Origin of the sequence: Labrys sp. KB_33_2 (assembly GCF_052114505.1) — a bacterium.
Taxonomy (GTDB): Bacteria; Pseudomonadota; Alphaproteobacteria; order Rhizobiales; family Labraceae; genus Labrys.
Window position 1 is genome coordinate 505,348 of record NZ_JBFREW010000001.1, and the last position, 15,373, is coordinate 520,720.

The 15,373-nt window shown below is 63.9% G+C and carries 14 protein-coding genes and 1 tRNA gene; 6 read left to right on the forward strand and 9 right to left on the reverse strand.

Annotation, left to right across the window (positions count from 1 at the left end; all coding sequences use genetic code 11):
• Positions 1 to 70: 70 nt before the first annotated feature.
• Positions 71 to 1,135, forward strand: coding sequence for an alkene reductase (locus AB4037_RS02415; protein ID WP_441770410.1), 1,065 nt, complete (start codon positions 71 to 73; stop codon positions 1,133 to 1,135).
• 174 nt (positions 1,136 to 1,309) lie between these two features.
• Here AB4037_RS02415 and AB4037_RS02420 read toward each other — a convergent pair whose 3' ends face one another.
• Positions 1,310 to 2,917 (reverse strand): peptide chain release factor 3, encoded by a 1,608-nt coding sequence (locus tag AB4037_RS02420; RefSeq protein WP_434957668.1) that lies wholly within the window; start codon positions 2,915 to 2,917, stop codon positions 1,310 to 1,312.
• A 222-nt stretch (positions 2,918 to 3,139) separates the two neighbouring features.
• On the opposite strand from AB4037_RS02420, the gene AB4037_RS02425 reads away from it, so the two are divergent.
• A tRNA-Gly gene (locus tag AB4037_RS02425) sits at positions 3,140 to 3,214 on the forward strand.
• Positions 3,215 to 3,305: 91 nt separating this feature from the next.
• On the opposite strand, the gene AB4037_RS02430 is transcribed toward AB4037_RS02425, so the two are convergent.
• The 4 genes from AB4037_RS02430 to AB4037_RS02445 form a co-directional block, all read right to left on the reverse strand.
• Positions 3,306 to 4,247, reverse strand: a complete 942-nt coding sequence (locus AB4037_RS02430) for a substrate-binding domain-containing protein (protein WP_441770530.1) — start codon at positions 4,245 to 4,247, stop codon at positions 3,306 to 3,308.
• 264 nt (positions 4,248 to 4,511) lie between these two features.
• The gene (locus AB4037_RS02435) at positions 4,512 to 5,003 is read right to left on the reverse strand and encodes a hypothetical protein (protein ID WP_441770411.1); all 492 of its coding nucleotides are present in this window, start codon (positions 5,001 to 5,003) and stop codon (positions 4,512 to 4,514) included.
• Positions 5,004 to 5,083: 80 nt separating this feature from the next.
• Entirely contained in the window at positions 5,084 to 6,307 is a 1,224-nt protein-coding gene (locus AB4037_RS02440; protein WP_441770531.1) for an aminotransferase-like domain-containing protein, read from the reverse strand.
• Between the two features lie 84 nt (positions 6,308 to 6,391).
• Complete coding sequence (locus AB4037_RS02445; protein WP_441770412.1) at positions 6,392 to 6,556, reverse strand: hypothetical protein; 165 nt, start codon at positions 6,554 to 6,556, stop codon at positions 6,392 to 6,394.
• Between the two features lie 405 nt (positions 6,557 to 6,961).
• Between AB4037_RS02445 and AB4037_RS02450 the strand changes: the two genes are divergently transcribed.
• Positions 6,962 to 8,098: a radical SAM protein gene (locus AB4037_RS02450; protein ID WP_441770413.1), complete on the forward strand. Its 1,137-nt coding sequence runs from the start codon at positions 6,962 to 6,964 to the stop codon at positions 8,096 to 8,098.
• 3 nt (positions 8,099 to 8,101) lie between these two features.
• Entirely contained in the window at positions 8,102 to 8,956 is an 855-nt protein-coding gene (locus AB4037_RS02455; RefSeq protein WP_441770414.1) for a hypothetical protein, read from the forward strand.
• Here the strand turns inward: AB4037_RS02455 and AB4037_RS02460 are convergent.
• Positions 8,935 to 9,606 (reverse strand): DUF4386 family protein, encoded by a 672-nt coding sequence (locus AB4037_RS02460; RefSeq protein ID WP_441770415.1) that lies wholly within the window; start codon positions 9,604 to 9,606, stop codon positions 8,935 to 8,937. The genes AB4037_RS02455 and AB4037_RS02460 overlap by 22 nt on opposite strands.
• Before the next feature lie 37 nt (positions 9,607 to 9,643).
• Complete coding sequence (locus AB4037_RS02465) at positions 9,644 to 10,783, reverse strand: FAD-dependent monooxygenase (RefSeq protein WP_434957596.1); 1,140 nt, start codon at positions 10,781 to 10,783, stop codon at positions 9,644 to 9,646.
• A 131-nt stretch (positions 10,784 to 10,914) separates the two neighbouring features.
• Between AB4037_RS02465 and AB4037_RS02470 the strand changes: the two genes are divergently transcribed.
• Entirely contained in the window at positions 10,915 to 11,538 is a 624-nt protein-coding gene (locus AB4037_RS02470; protein WP_441770416.1) for a LysE family translocator, read from the forward strand.
• 88 nt (positions 11,539 to 11,626) lie between these two features.
• Here AB4037_RS02470 and AB4037_RS02475 read toward each other — a convergent pair whose 3' ends face one another.
• Both AB4037_RS02475 and AB4037_RS02480 read right to left on the reverse strand, forming a co-directional pair.
• Positions 11,627 to 14,020, reverse strand: coding sequence for a glucan 1,4-alpha-glucosidase (locus tag AB4037_RS02475; RefSeq protein ID WP_441770417.1), 2,394 nt, complete (start codon positions 14,018 to 14,020; stop codon positions 11,627 to 11,629).
• On the reverse strand, positions 14,017 to 14,850 hold the full coding sequence (locus AB4037_RS02480; protein ID WP_441770418.1) for an ROK family protein: 834 nt from the start codon (positions 14,848 to 14,850) through the stop codon (positions 14,017 to 14,019). Before AB4037_RS02480 ends, AB4037_RS02475 begins: the two co-directional genes overlap by 4 nt.
• Positions 14,851 to 15,183: 333 nt before the next feature.
• Here AB4037_RS02480 and AB4037_RS02485 point away from each other — a divergent pair, with 333 nt between their 5' ends.
• Positions 15,184 to 15,348 (forward strand): DUF1127 domain-containing protein, encoded by a 165-nt coding sequence (locus AB4037_RS02485; RefSeq protein ID WP_082979645.1) that lies wholly within the window; start codon positions 15,184 to 15,186, stop codon positions 15,346 to 15,348.
• Positions 15,349 to 15,373 lie beyond the last annotated feature (25 nt).

Genomic DNA, 15,373 nt, shown 5'->3' on the forward strand with positions numbered 1-15,373 from the left:
GTCTGTGTAAGCCAGGTGCAGGAGTGTCAATCGATCACCCAGAAAAGCCATTTGGAACAAGGTTCTTCCAATGCCCTCCTTACTTGATCCCATTCGTATCGGCGCGCTCGACCTGCCCAACCGCGTCGTCATGGCCCCGTTGACCCGCACCCGCGCCAGCGCAGGCCGCGTGCCCAACACGCTGATGCGCGATTACTATGTCCAACGCGCCTCGGCCGGCCTGATCCTGACCGAAGCCACCGCCGTCACGCCGATGGGCGTGGGCTATCCCGATACCCCCGGTATCTGGTCGCGGGAGCAGGTCGAGGGCTGGAGGGTCATCACCAAGGCCGTGCACGAGGCCGGCGGGCGCATCGCCCTGCAGCTTTGGCATGTCGGTCGCATTTCCGATCCTGTCTATCTCGACGGGGCCCTGCCGGTAGCGCCGAGCGCCATCGCGCCTGCAGGCCATGTCAGCCTCATCAAGCCCGAAAAGCCCTATGTCACGCCGCGTGCACTCGAACTCGACGAGATCCCCGCTATCGTTGAGGCCTATCGCCAGGGCGCTGCCAATGCCAAGGAGGCCGGCTTCGACGGCGTCGAGATCCACGGCGCCAACGGCTATCTGCTCGACCAATTCCTGCAGGATTCCACCAACAAGCGCACCGACGCCTATGGCGGCTCGATCGAGAACCGGGCGCGGCTGATGCTCGAGGTCACCGACGCGGTGATTTCGGTTTGGGGTGCCGACCGGGTTGGCATGCATCTCGCCCCGCGCGGCGATTCGCATTCGATGGGCGATTCCGACGCGCCGGCCCTGTTCGGCTATGTCGCCCGGCAATTGGACGCCCGCGGGATCGCCTTCATCTGCGCTCGCGAATACGCCGATGGTTCCAGCGTTGCTCCGGTGATCCGCAGCAATTTCAAGGGCGTCTTCATCGCCAACGAAAAGTTGACGGCCGCAGATGCGGAGGCCCTGGTCGAGAGCGGCGCAGCCGATGCGGCGGCTTTCGGCAAGCTCTTCATCTCCAATCCGGACCTGCCCAAGCGCCTGTCGCTCGGCGCACCACTCACCCCGTGGAATGCCGCGACCTTCTATGCCAAGGGCGCCGAGGGCTATACGGACTATCCGGCGCTGGAAGAAGTGCCGGCGTGATCCTCCTGGGAGCGCGGACTTCCAGTCCGCTCTTCCTGTCCTGCACGCGCAGCGTTTCCAAGAGCGGACATCGCGACATGCAGGCATGTCGCTAAAGCGTTTTGCGATTTGGTGGAATCACCAAGAACAGCGTTTCCGTCTAAACGCGCTTTGCTCTAGGATCTCCGCGTTCCTTTACTTAGCCTTCTTCACGTCCTTGATGTCGGCGAAGACGATGGCCGGTGACCTTTCGCCCTGATAGCGCAGGTCGAAGGCGGATTTGGCCATGAACACCGGATCGCCGTCGAGATCGTCGGCGATCGAGAAGTTGTGGGAAGTGAGGAAACTGTCGAGCTCTTGCTTCGTCGGTGCCGAAACCCAGCGCGCCAGCGCGAATTCGGAGGGCTCGAAGCGGATCTCCAGCCCGTACTCGGCGGCGAGCCGACCCTGCAGCACGTCGAGCTGCAGGGCGCCGACCACGCCGACCAGGGCAGGGGAGCCGTCGCGCGGACGGAACACCTGCACCACGCCTTCCTCAGCGAGGTCCTGCAGGGCGTCCTTGAGCTTCTTGGCCTTCATGGCGTCGGGCAGGCGCACCCGGCGCAGGATTTCCGGGGCGAAGCTGGGTACGCCGAGGAAGGCGATCTCTTCGCGCTCGGTGAGCGTGTCGCCTATGCGCAGGGCACCGTGGTTGGGAATGCCGACCACATCGCCCGCATAGGCTTCCTCGGCCAGAGCGCGATCCTGGGCGAAGAAGAATTGTGGCGCGTTGAGGCTCATCGACTTGCCGGTACGCACCTGCTTCACCTTCATGCCGCGCGTCAGCTTGCCCGAGCACAGCCGTACGAAGGCGATGCGGTCACGGTGATTGGGATCCATGTTGGCCTGGATCTTGAAGACGAAGGCGGACAAATTGTCCTCCGTCGCCTCGACCATGCGGGTGGCCGCCTCCTGGTCGCGCGGCTGGGGCGCGTAATCGCCCAGGCCCTTGAGCAGGTCGCCCACGCCGAAATTCTTGATGGCCGAGCCGAAGAACACCGGCGTCATATGGCCTTCGCGGAAGGCGGCGAGATCGAACTCGCCGCAGGCTTCCTGAACCAGCGCGATCTCCTCGGATGCTGCTTCGGCGTCGATGGAAGGCACGGCGCGGGCGAGGGCGGCCGCATCGCCAGCCTCGACTGGAATCGGCGCGGTGTCCTTGTCGAGCAGGCGGACATGGCTGGCGGCCAGGTCATAGGTACCGGCGAAGTCGCGGCCGCGGCCGAGTGGCCAGGTCATCGGCACGGTGGAGAGGGCCAGCGTCTTCTCGATCTCGTCGAGTAGCTCGAAGGGGTCGCGCCCCTCGCGGTCCATCTTGTTGATGAAGGTGACGATGGGAATGTCGCGCAGGCGGCAGACCTCGAACAATTTGCGCGTGCGCGCCTCGATGCCCTTGGCCGCGTCGATCACCATTACCGCCGAATCGACGGCCGTGAGCGTGCGATAGGTATCTTCCGAGAAGTCTTCGTGGCCCGGCGTGTCGAGCAGGTTGAAGACGAGGCCCTCATATTCGAAGGTCATCACCGAGGTGACCACCGAAATGCCGCGCTCGCGCTCGATCGACATCCAGTCCGAGCGGGTATTGCGCTTTTCTGCCTTGGCCTTGACCTGGCCGGCCAGCTGAATCGCCCCGCCGAACAACAGCAGCTTTTCCGTCAGCGTGGTCTTGCCGGCGTCCGGGTGGGAAATGATGGCGAAGGTGCGCCGCCGCTCGACTTCGCGGGCGAGCGGGGTGATGGCCGAAGTGTGTGACAGATCGTTCAAGGCGGAACCGCAGAAAAGTTTGAGGCCCAGAAGCGGGGGCGATCATCGGGAATTGGCGCGCTTTTGGCACGAAACGGGGCTCGCGTCACCCCCGGCGATATAAGCGCGGCCTGTGGATTGATCACGCAATGCAAAAAAACTGAAACTTGCCTGTTGCAATCCGTCACGGGCTTTGGCATAGAGCGCCCACGCCGATGCAACGAGCATCTGCGGCCCACGGATGCGGGAGTAGCTCAGGGGTAGAGCACAACCTTGCCAAGGTTGGGGTCGAGGGTTCGAATCCCTTCTCCCGCTCCAGTGGACCCTTCGGGGAAACAACAAAAAAGCGGTCCTTCGGGGCCGCTTTTTGCTTTTCGGGCCAATGGCTGGCCAGTTGTTCCGTGACTTCCTACTTCTTGCCACCCATCAGGGCGATGAAGTCGGCGGCCTTGTCCTTTTCGTACATGGAGCCGGTGGTGATGTCGAAGCCGGGCTTGATTCCGCCGGCCTGCATCGCGGCGAGCGAGAGGGCGAGATAGCTCTGGGCCTGAGGGTCCTGCCAGGCCGCCGCCATCACATAGCCGTCCTGCACCTCGCTGGCGGTATCGAGCGAATTGCCCCAGCCGACCACCGGAATCGCGCCCGGCTTCACGCCGACCTGGTCGAACACGCGCTTGATGCTGCCGGAGACGAGGTCGCCGAGGGGGAGAATCGCCTTGATCTTGCTGCGGTTGGCCGTGAGGTAGTCGCTCATGCGGGAGATGATATCGGCCTGATCGAGCGTGGCGTCGGTGATCTCCCAGCGGATATTCAGCGGCTTGAACACGCTGGCGATGCCCTTTTCCTGGTCGGCGCCATAGGTCGCGCCCGGCACTTCCACCGGCATCCAGACGAAATCGCCCGATTTCACCAGTCCCTTGTCGACGAGGTAGCGAGCATGGTCGGCGCCGGCCTTGACATTGTCCCCGCCCACGAAGGTGGAAAAGCGTACGGTCTTGTCGTCGGAGTTGAAGGCGATCACCGGGATCTTCTTGGCATTGGCCTCCTCGACCGGCTGCACCAGGCTGCCGGCCGCGGGGCTCGCCGTGACGATGCCGTCGGCGCCGGCTGCGATGGCGGCGCGGATGGCTTCCTGTTGGGAGGCGACATCACCATTGTGGAAGGAGGTGTTGACCTTGTTGCCGGTGTCCTTGGCCCATTGCTCGGCGCCGGCCAGGAAATAGGTCCAGACGGGGTCGGCGGCCGAGCCGTGCGAGATCCAGTAGAATGTCTTGGAGGCCGCCTCGGCCGGGGACGGCGCAGACGAGAACGCTATGCACAGCGCGGCGCCGGCGCCGAGCCCCCAACGCATCATCCGTCCGGCCAGAACTTTCAGTCGCATCATTTCCTCCCGATGTGATTGTTCGTTGTTGTGATGATGCCGCCACCAGTCTGAAAGATCGGTAAGCGCATCCCCGACGAAGCATCCTACATCGGCGGGCACTGCCAGATGCCGCAGATTCCATCATTCTTGTGCTGGCAGGTTTTTCGATCGCCCGAGGCCGCCTGGGATCGAGCCTTCTTCAGCAGATCGAGGGCGGCGCGATCGCCTGGCCCTGGCCTGCACGGGGCCGTGTCAGGGTCCGATCTGCCGGGCCTTGGCGAAGGCTTCGGCTTGCCGTTCCGCCTCTTCACGCTCTGCCACCAGGCGCTCGGCCCGCTTTTCGCGCCGCCAGGCGATCAGGCTGTTGATGGTGAGGGCGGCGAAGCCGAGCGTATAGACCGCGGCGATGAAGGCGCTGAACCAGGCATTGTTGTCGCCGGTCCGCAAAGCGCGCTGGAGTTCGATATAGGTGGCGATGCCGTAGATCAGCACCACTAGCATGATGAAGTTCTGCACCCGAGCGCCGAAGCGCCGGAGGATGAGATGCAGGCACAGATAGAAGAACGGCATCACCACGGCATTGGCGATGATGCGGCCAATCGGATGGAAGATCGAGGGCAGCATCTCGCCGAGCCAGCGCGCGCCGAAAAACGGGACGGCCAGGAGCACGGCATAGAGCAGGCCGAGGCCGATCCAATCCAGCAGGCGGTTGGAAAATGCCGGTCTCGTCGGTTCTGCCGTCATGATCCCGTTCCGTGGACTGTACCCGCTCCGGATTTAAGCACATTCCGGAGCGAGGGACAGAGGAAACAGGGTCGCTGCGATCAGGCCGCGCCAGCTTCGCGAATGACGCGGCCGAGTCGCTCGATGCCCTGGTCGATCGCAGCGTCATTGGCCAGCGAGAAGCTCAGCCTGATCGTGTTGGCGCCCGAGCCGTCGGCGTGGAAGGCCTGGCCCGGCACGAAGGCAATGCGGGCGGTCTCGATGGCGCGGGCCAGGAGGCGGGCGCCGTCCATGCCGTCGGGCAGCGTCACCCACACGAACATGCCGCCTTCGGGGCGCGACCAGCGCACGCCCTCAGGCATGTGGCGTTCGAGGGCCGCCAGCATGCGGTCGCGCCGATGGCGATAGGCGCCGCGGATCTTCTCGACCTGGGCGGGGAAGGCATGTTCTGCCACATGGTGCATCGCCATCTGGTTGATGGTGGGGCTGTGCAGGTCGGAAGCCTGTTTCATCAGCACCAGCTTCTTGATTACACCGGCTGCGGCGCAGATCCAGCCCATGCGCAGGCCCGGCGCCAGCGTCTTGGAGAAGCTGCCGCAGGAGATGGTACGGGTGGCGTCGATATGGCCCTCGCGGGCAATGTCGAGCGCCAGGATCGACGGCACATCGGCGCCGTCATAGCGCAGGGATTGATAGGCCGTGTCCTCGATCACCACGATGTCGAGTTCGCGGGCGAGATCGAGCACGCGTTCGCGCCCGGCCCGGTCCAGCGTCTCGCCGGTCGGATTGGCGAAATCCGGCGTCAGATAGGCGAATTTCACCCGCCCGCCGGCCTTCGCGGCGGCGTCGGCATAGGCGGAAGGGGTCATGTTGCCCTCCACCGGCGCCAGCCTGTCATAGCGCGGCTCATAGGCGTTGAAGGCCTGCAGAGCGCCGAGGTAGGTCGGCCAGGTGACAAGGGCGGTATCGCCGGGCGAGATGAGCAGCTTGCCGAGATAATCGAGCGCCTGCTGAGAACCGGAGGTGATGAGGATGTTGTCCGGCCCACAGGTAACACCGATACGCTGCATCTGCCTGACCACCCAGTCGCGCAAGGGCGGGAAGCCCTCGCTGGTGGAATATTGCAGTGCCGCGCCTGCGCTGGCATCGCCGAGCACGCTGGCATAGGCCGTCCGGAAGGCCTCGCTCGGAAACAGGGCGGGGTCGGGAATGCCGCCGGCGAAGGAAATGATGTCCGGCTGTTCCAGCAGTTTCAAAAGTTCGCGGATTTCCGAGGCACGCATCCGTCCCGCCCGCGTGGCGAAGATCGCTTCCCAGTCCAAGATCCTGTTCTCCTGACAAACGGCAGCAAGACGCATGCCGCCACACAACCAGAGCATCGCCTCCAATTGGAAAAAGCCTGCCCGTTTTCAGGGCGCGATGCTCATGTTGCGTGCAGCATCCTCCTTGGGAAAAAATATGTCAACAATGCTGACATATTTTTTCACTTGTTGCACGAGGCAGGTCGGCACCACGCGTGAAGGAGGCAGTCGATCACCTACCAGATCCGTCGAATGGGTTTCTGTCGGGATCATGGATCAGTTTCAGATTTCGGGCCGGCCGAATCGCGGCATGGAAAGGCTGTACTGGTACTATTATCCTTGTTTTACTGGCGCGATAACACTAGTTGGCGCTGAAAACAACATTAAGAGGACATTGCATGTCGCGCGAATTCATGATTTTATCTTAATTCTGCGAATTAAGTTGGAGGGAATCTGATGATTGATCCAATTTCTTCTTCGTTCTATCTCTCTATTTTTGACAATTCGATAGAAATATTTAAAGAAAATAAAGTATCTGATGATATGGAGATGGTCGATAGAGTCGATCTTATCTCGAGAATCTTGGAGAATAGGGAGTCGTCGACAGGCCTATTGCCTGAGGAGACGGCCACTCTTCTTCATCTTATACGCCGCAATCCGGATCAGAAACTTCGTGCAATGGTTGTGGAGGCGGCCCGCAGGCAACGCCAGAGAACCTTCGGCCAGAGCGTGGCGACGATGGTGCCGATCGAGGTGACGTCCTTTTGCGCGAGCACCTGCCGTTTCTGTGGCTGGCGCGCCGACAACAGGGAAATGGTGCGCCTTTCCATCACCGAAACCGCCATCCGCGAGCAGGCGCGCATTCTGGCGCGCAAGGGCTTCTCCCATTTCGAAATCGCGGGCGGCGACGACCTGACCCTGTTGCAGCAGCATCTCAAGGGGCTGGTGCGCGGCCTCAAGGAAGAAACTTCGGCCGTCAATCCGGAGGCGCGCGTCTCGGTCTGCCTTGTGCCGATGCATGAGCAGCACTATCGCGATCTCAGACAGGAGGGGCTCGATTGCGTGCTGACCTGGCAGGAGACCTATGACCGCGAACTCTACGGCTATCATATTCCGAGCGGACCGAAAGCCTGGGGTGTCGACGAACAATTGCGCCTGCAGAAAAAGACGGACGAGCCCGTCGGCTTCCTGCACCGGCTGCGCTCCCAGGAATTGGCCATACGTGCCGGCCTGCAGGCCGGGCTCGGGGCGATGATCGGCCTGTCGAAGGTCACCGAGGCCGATATCCTGTCCGTCATCCTGCATGGCCGCCGGCTGATCGAGCATTATGGCGATGCGGTCGAGCCCTTGATCATCGGCATGCCGGCCTGGAATCCGATCCTGACACAGGCGAGCGACAACCGGCCCGCCAGCGAGTTTGATTTCGACACACAGGGCAATTTCGAACTGATCGCCGCCATCTATCTGCTGGCCTTCCCCGATCGGATGGCCTGGGTCTTCGCCAATGGACGCGTGCCGCCGGATATCCAGACCGATTGCGTCGAGACGGCGTGCTGCTTCACCTCGACCCTGGTCCAGATCTCGCCGGGCGCCTATCTCGATTTCAAGCAGGCGGAACTCGACACCATGTTCGAACGGGTCCGCGGCGTTGCCGAGGCGACGCCGACCTTCGAGGAGGTGATGTCGGGCGAGCAGTTCATGCATTATTTCGCCAGCCACGAGGAGTTCGTGGCCGGCTTCGAGGCGCGCAACCTGCATGTCGTCTCCGATCGGAGCTATTTGCGGCGGGCCGATTGGGCAGTGGCCGCGGAATGAACCATGCTTTGCCGGCAGCGCAAGGCCGATCGCCTGGATCTCGGCAAGCGGGGCCCGATCGACGAGCGGGCCCTGTGGACGGAGCTTCGACCCGTGCGCTGGCTGGCCGAGGCCGAACGCCCTGAAACACCGGTCCTGGAGATCGTCTCCGTCTGCAAGTCGGAGGTGCCGGGACTGGTGAGCAATCACGGCCATGCTTTCGTTCGGCTCGTGGATGAAGAGGGCGGTGTTCGCCCTATCGGCTTCTTTCCTGATGAGAGCACCGGTATCGAGCCGGATGATTTCCCTGGCCTGCGCATGCCCGGCATGCTGCTGCTGCCGGACAAATATGACCGTGTCGCCTGGAACCCGCTGATCACGCGCGTCATCCTGTCCCGGCCGGCCTTCGCGGGCATCTGCGCCAGCATCGAGGCGCTCCAGCGCGGCAAGGGCGAGGGTGAACTCAGCTTCGATCTGCTCGACCAGAGCTGCGTGGGTTTCGTCGTCCGCATCGCGCGCCTGGCTCGGATCCGGGTCGAGGCGGAAGTGCTGCTGACCGATTTCGCCGACGGGACAGAAGTGGACGCCGGCCCGACCTGGCGCCGACATCTCGGCCGTCTTCTGCCGAGGCCGCTCTACCGCCTCCTGTTCAATCTGGCGCTTTGCACCCATGGTGGCTTCTGCACCGTGTCCCGGCAATGGGACAAGGCCGGTGACGAGCCGGTACTGCGGACAATCAGGGGCATAAGGCCGGTGTTTACGCGCTGGCGCGACATCTGGTCCCGCCACGTTCCGTTCTACCATGTGCGCGCCCTAAGGGAGTGGCAGCGCAAGGTCGAACGCGAGGGCCTCGAGCCCTACCGCCTCGCCGAGGTCTGATCGCCGGATCTGAGGAAGCGCAGGGAGAGGCCGGCCCACCAAAGCGGGCCGATGATGACGCCACCGAGGCCTGCGGCGACATCGACGATCAGCATCTGCTGGTTGGCGCGTGCGATGAAGGCGACGACATAGAGCAGGCCGCCGGCCATGCCGAGCAGGGCCAGGACCTTGGGGATCGTGCCGAGCCGCCAGCCCAGAGCACCGAACAGCAGGAGGCTTACGCCACTCAGGAAGAAGATCAGCCAGCCTTGCGGATCGAGGACGAGTGAGAAGGAGGTGATCGACTGCCTCACGGCATCCGTACCTGCTGCGAAGGCCTGGGCGCGCTGGGCCTCGCCGCCGAGCAGGCGGACATAGCTGATGGCGGTGACACCGAAGCCGAGCTGGCCGAGCGAGGCTGCGAGCCGGGCGAGGCCGCTCGCCGGGCCTATCAGGCGCTGCACTTCGCTCATGGCGCAGAAAGCGGTGAGACCGGCCAGGGCGAAGGCCATCAGGAAGGCCTGGCGCCCGAACGGCGCCCCTGCCAGCGCATTCCAGTACTCCAGCGTGCCGGTCTTGAATTGCGAGGTCGGATCGAGAAAGAAGGTGGCGCCGGTCGCCGCATAGCTGAGGGCGCAGATGAGGCACACGATGCTGGCGGTTCTATTCATCCGAGTGCCCCTGTTCGATTGTTACCGCCATCGGCCATCAGGTTTCGAACAGTTTGAGGATGGCGCCTTGCGGCATCAGTCGCATGATGGTGTTGCGCAGTGTGGCCGTCACCGGCGTCTGCCATTGCCGCATCTTGCCTATCTTGCGCGAGCGCGCGACGAGGGGCGAGGTGCGCGCCAGCCCGATACCCTGGTAGGTCGACAAGGCCGCCGAAAGCTCCGAGCCGGCTTTGATGCAGTGCACCAGGGCCAGGGCGTCCTCGATGGCCTGGCAGGCGCCCTGGCCGAGATCGGGCGTCATCGGGTGAGCGGCATCGCCGAGCAAAGCGAGGGCACCGTCGGTCCAGCGGGGGAGCGGCAGGGTGTCATAGACGCCGGTTCGCACCAGATCCTCCGGATCGGTCGCGCCGATCACGCTATGGGCGAGGGGCGGCCAGTCCGCGAAATGCGCCAGGGCCTCGGCCTTGTGCGCGGGATGGATGGCAGGCTTGTCGTGCACGGCGCTGTTCAGCGTGCCGTACCAATAGACATAGTCGTCGCGGATCCAGAATACGCCGAAGCGGCTGCCGCGGCCGAAGAACTCGCGGTAGCGGCCCTTCGGGAAGGTGCCGGCAGGCAGTTTGGCGACGCCGCGCCAGGTCATCCAGCCGACATAGCGCAGCGGCGAGAAGCCGATCATGGCATCGCGCAGGAAGGATCGCACGCCGTCGGCCGCCACCACCAGGGGAGCGCGACGTGCCGAACCGTCCTCGAAGGTCAGGCTAGCGCCCTCGGCCTGACGCTGATAGCCGACGCAGCGGCTGCCCGTATGGATCCTGGCTGGATCGAGCGGACGCAGCAACTCGGCATAGAGGTCGACCCGGCGCAGGCAGAGCAGAGGCAGGCCGCTACGCTCGCGCACCGGCGTCAGCGGGATGGTTTTCAATGGTCTTTGCCGCCAGTCATAGATCTCGCCCAACTCCAGCGGGTCGGCCAAGGTCTGGACGCCGCGGTCGAGGCCGAGCCGACCGAGCGCCCTGAGCGCGTTGGGCCACAATGTCAGGCCGGTGCCGCCCATTCCGATGTGTGGCGACCGCTCGTGAATCTCCCAGCTCATTCCCGCCTGCGTCAAGGCGTTGGCGACGGCCAGTCCGCCTATGCCCCCACCGATGATGATGACTTCGGGAAATCCCGACATGTTTGTATGATCCGTTCGAACCGGGTGTCCGCAGGCCTGAACGGGGTTGATTGTCGTATGGGCGCGGGCGGCTGTAAAACGGAAAAAGGGGTGGTGATGAACTCTCGACATGATGACGGCGGAGCCATTCGGTGAGTGTCGAAGCTTTCGTCAAGCTGTTCCTGCTGGTCTTTCCGCTGATGTTCAGCCCCGGGCCGACGAATTTCCTCTGCGCGGCGGCGGGAGGCCGCCACGGCCTGATGCGATCGGTGCCGATGATCCTCGGCATGGACCTGATGGTGTTCCTGCCCGCTTTCCTGGTTGGCCTGGGTGTCACCGGCTTCCTGGTCAACTATCCCGGTCTGCTCACCATGGTGCAGGTCGTCGGGGCACTGGTCGTTCTCTATATCGCCTTCGAGATGGCACGGGGTTCGGCACTCAGCGCGTCGACGGCCACCGACGCATCGCCGATGGGGTTTGGGGGTGGCATGCTGGTACAGGGCCTGAACGTGAAGGGGTTGACGCTCCTGCTCATCATCTACGCCCAGTTCCAATTGCCCGATAAAGAGCTGGTCGCCAATGCCCTGATCATCGCCGTCGCCCTCACCATCCTCAGTCTGGTCTCGCATTTCGTCTGGGCACTCGGCGCGATGTGGCTGGCCCGGCGCTTCTCCTCGCCCCGGGCCTTGCGCATCCAGGGCTTTGCCTACGCCTTCATGCTGGCGCTGGTCGCTGTCTGGATGTTGGCCTCGGCCCTGACGGGGGTGGGTTCGTGAAGGCAGTTGCTCGCCTCATTTGTAAGAGCGAGGGGCGGCGCGGCCTTCGTGGTAAAGGGCAAATACATTCGAGGAAGTTGCGCTTTTTCTACCCCACCGTCACCCGATAGTCCTCCTCCAGCCAGGGGCCGCCGATCGGCGCGAGGCGGAAGCGGATCTCGGCGCCATCAGGCAGGGCCGAGGTCGGCAGGTCGAGCACATGGAGGGACAGGCCCGCATCATGGGTTCGGCCTTCGTCATGGCTGGCCCAGCCGTCGAAGCTCCAGCGAATTGCCGAAAGGTCGGCGAGTTCGATGCGCAGGACCTGGCCGGGGGCAATGGCTCGGCGCTGGTGGTTGAGCCGCCAGAAGCGGCGGTTGCTCGTAATCTTGCGCTTCAGATAACGCTCGACCGTCTGGGGTGGGGTGTCGAACACGGCCCCATCCCGCAGCGAGCGCAGCAGCTTGATATGCTCGCCATGGGCCCAGACCAGCGGCATGGCGCTGCCGGTCGGCTTGCCGAGGAAGAGTTCGTGCTCCGGCCGGTCGGCGCCGTCCCAGATCTGTTCGGGCAATTGGCCGCCAGGCCCCGCCGAGGCTTCGAGCGCTGCCAGCAGGCGCCGGGCCTCTTCAGGCCTGCCGGCAGCGAGTTCGTAATGGGCGCGTTCACCGGTCAGGAGCGGCCAGAGCCGGCCGACGCCGGTGCCGTCGAAGGCAGATCCGTCCTCATGCTCGCCATAGCCGTCATTGTTGTAGCGATACCAGCAGGGGCCACTGGGCAGATCCTTTTTCAGGAGATGGTCGATCGCCTTCACGGTCGCCACCATGCGCGGGTCGTCGGCGGCACGCAGGCCGAACCGCACCAAGGCGAGGGCGTCGGGACTGAGAAGCATCTTGGCGCTGAGCACGGCCTCCTGGGCGGAACGGTTCTTGATGGCGACATTGCCGCCGAGGCCCGGCCCGTCCTCGGTGTCGCCGGGGCCGATGCGGACATAATAGCCGGGAATGCCGAGCGCCCTGGCAAGGTCGGTATCGATGGCAAAGGTCCAGTCGTCGATTTCGGCATGCCATGCGTCGGCCGTCTCGCGCAGCAACGCGGCGGCATCCGGGCGATCCGCCGCGTCCATGGCGTCGGCAGCGGCGAGCAAAGCGGCGATTTCGACGGCAAGCGTGAAGGGTGAATAGCCGGCGTCCTCTTCCCAGCGATCCTCGTCGGTGACCGGCCCGTTACGCAGCACGAAGCTCGCGGCGCGCTCCACCATCGGTACGAAGCGCCTGGCATCGGTGGCATCGAGACTGCCGGCCCGCACGAGCATGTCGTAGAGCAGGATGGGGAAGGCGGTCTCGTCCATCTGGATGCCGTCCCAATAGGGATGGCCGTCGGTCCAGTTGTTCTGGGCCCAATGGCCGTCGCCCTCCTGGATGGCGGCGAGATAGTCGAGGATGCCGCGCGCATCGGCCGGGCTGCCGGCCGCCAGGAACCCTCCGGCCGTCTCGACGAGGTCGCGCGGCCAGATCAGGTGGTAGCCGCCGAGATCGTTGTCACCCTTGTTGTAGCCCCAGGGCGTCGACAGGCTGGCGATGGCGCCGCCCGTGAAGGCACCGGTGCGATGGGCGGCAAGCACGGCGGTGCTGGTGCGGTAGCTGGTGCCTCGAGCGGGGCTGATATGGTCGAGATCCTCGAGGCCCGCCTGCCAGCCCTGCCAGATGGTGCGCACGCGCCGGCGCGCGGGCTCGAACCCTTGCTGCAGGCTGGCGATGGCGTTGAGAGCCGCTTCCTCCGGCCTGAGGCCCAGGCCGAGGCTGAGCAGCACACGGCCCTGGCTGCCGCGAAGGTCGAGCGTGCCGCTCAGCGCGACATTGCCATCCTCGGCGCGGAGCCAGGTGGGGTTGACGCCTTCGCCTCGTTTGAGGGTCTGCCAGCCGTCGGAAAAACCGACATAGCCGGCCGAGCGGGCCTGCCAGGGAACCGAGGCGGCGAGGGCGAGCGAATAACCGTAGCTGCCGCTGGCCATCAGCAGGCCGTGCCCCTTGTAGTCGTCGACCCAGGCGGTGTTGTGGCTGCCCTGGTTGACGAGGTGCGGCGACAGCAGCACGTGCAGGCCGTAATCCTCGGTCTCGCCCTTTAGAGCCTCGAATCGAATGTCCTGCAACAGGCTGTCGCGGAAGGGGTCGGCCAGCACAGTCTTGCTGATGCGATAACGCCCGTCCTGCGCCGTGTTGACGAGTTCGAAGATCGGGATGCCGTCGCTCTCCATGCGGATGTCGCCGTCGGCGTCGCGCTTTTCCTCGGAAAAATAGTCTGCCGCCGTGACCAGGAGGCCGCAATCCCTGATGCAGGCGAGGTCGATGCGCGGATAGTAGATCTCATTGAGGATGCCGTGGCTGAGGGCGAACCAGACACGGCTCGACGCGGAACCGGCAGTGCCGATGCCGCTCTTGGCGGCCGAGGTCCAGCGTGGCTCGACGCCCGGGGCACCGGGGGGCGGATTGGTTTCGCTCATGCCTTGCCCTTTTTGCCGATCGATTCGGCCTTGCGGGGTGGTCGAGATTTGCCGGGAGGCTTGGTCTTGCTGGAAGGTTTAGCCTTGCGGGGCACCGGCGCTTCTTCGGATTCGTGGAAATTCTTCAGGCGCCAGAGCGCCGCACCTCCGTCGAGGCCGGCATCGTTGGAGCCGAGCGTGACGTTGGCCGGTAGCGCGAGTTTCACATGCTTGGTGTTGCCGCCGCCGAGATAGAGGTGGTCATAGTGGAACAGCACGAAAAGCACGTCGATGACATGCTTCAACCGCTTGTTCCAGCGCTTGTTGCCGATCTTCTCCCGTGCTGCCTCGCCGATATAGTCGTCATAGGTCTTGGAGCGGGTAATCGGGTGGTGGGCCAGCTCCATATGCGGCATCAGCTCGCCGTCACGGAACACCGCCGTCCCCGCTCCGGTGCCCAGGGTTAAGGTAAGCTCGATGCCCTTGCCTCTGATCAGGCCGAGGCCCTGGACTTCCGCATCGTTGATCAGCCGTATCGGCTTGTCGCCGAGCCGTGCCGAAAGTTTCTGCCCGAGCGGGAAACCGTCCCAGCCATCGGGAGCAAGGTGGGGGGCGGTGAGGACGCGGCCATGCCTGATCACGCCAGGAAAGCCCACCGAGATCCGGCTATAGGCGGGAAGGGACGCGACCAGCTCCGCCAGGGTCTCGACCAATAGATCGGGCGGGCAGGGATGGGGCGTGGCAACGCGCACCCGTTCTCCTTGCATCTGGCCGCCCGGATTGATGATCGCCGCCTTGAGGCCGGTGCCTCCAATGTCGATGGCGAGGATGTCGGATGTCTCCTTGGCCACGGGCAAGCTCCCTGATTGACGGCGACCCCAGCCTTACTGGGCTTCGTCGATGGAAAGGCGCAATTGTGGCTGGCTTGTGTTGCCGGCTTTATTTTGGTGGCGATCCTACCAGCTTGGTTACCCCTGCGGCAATTCGGAGGCGGAATCCGTCCCCGTTTGGGCGCCGGCATTCGATTGAGGCGGAATGTTGCCCTATTGCTAAGCGCTATGCACAAAATCCATGCAAGCGCCGCATACCGGGCATACGCGCCGGTCTGTGCGATTTTTTACCGTGCGGTGCAAAAGAGGAGTATATGCACTGCAACAAATCAATCTCTTCGGAAAGTAAGTGTCATGGTTCTCTTCGGTTTCGTCTCTTCGATCGCTTCTCGTTTCACGGCCTATCGCAATTATCGCCGTACCCTTCAGGCTCTCTCGGCTCTCGATGACCGTGAGCTTGCTGATCTCGGCATCTTCCGCGGCCGTATCGAGGAAATCGCTCGCGGCGCTGCTCGCTAATCGAGCTTAGCATCCGTTACGGAAT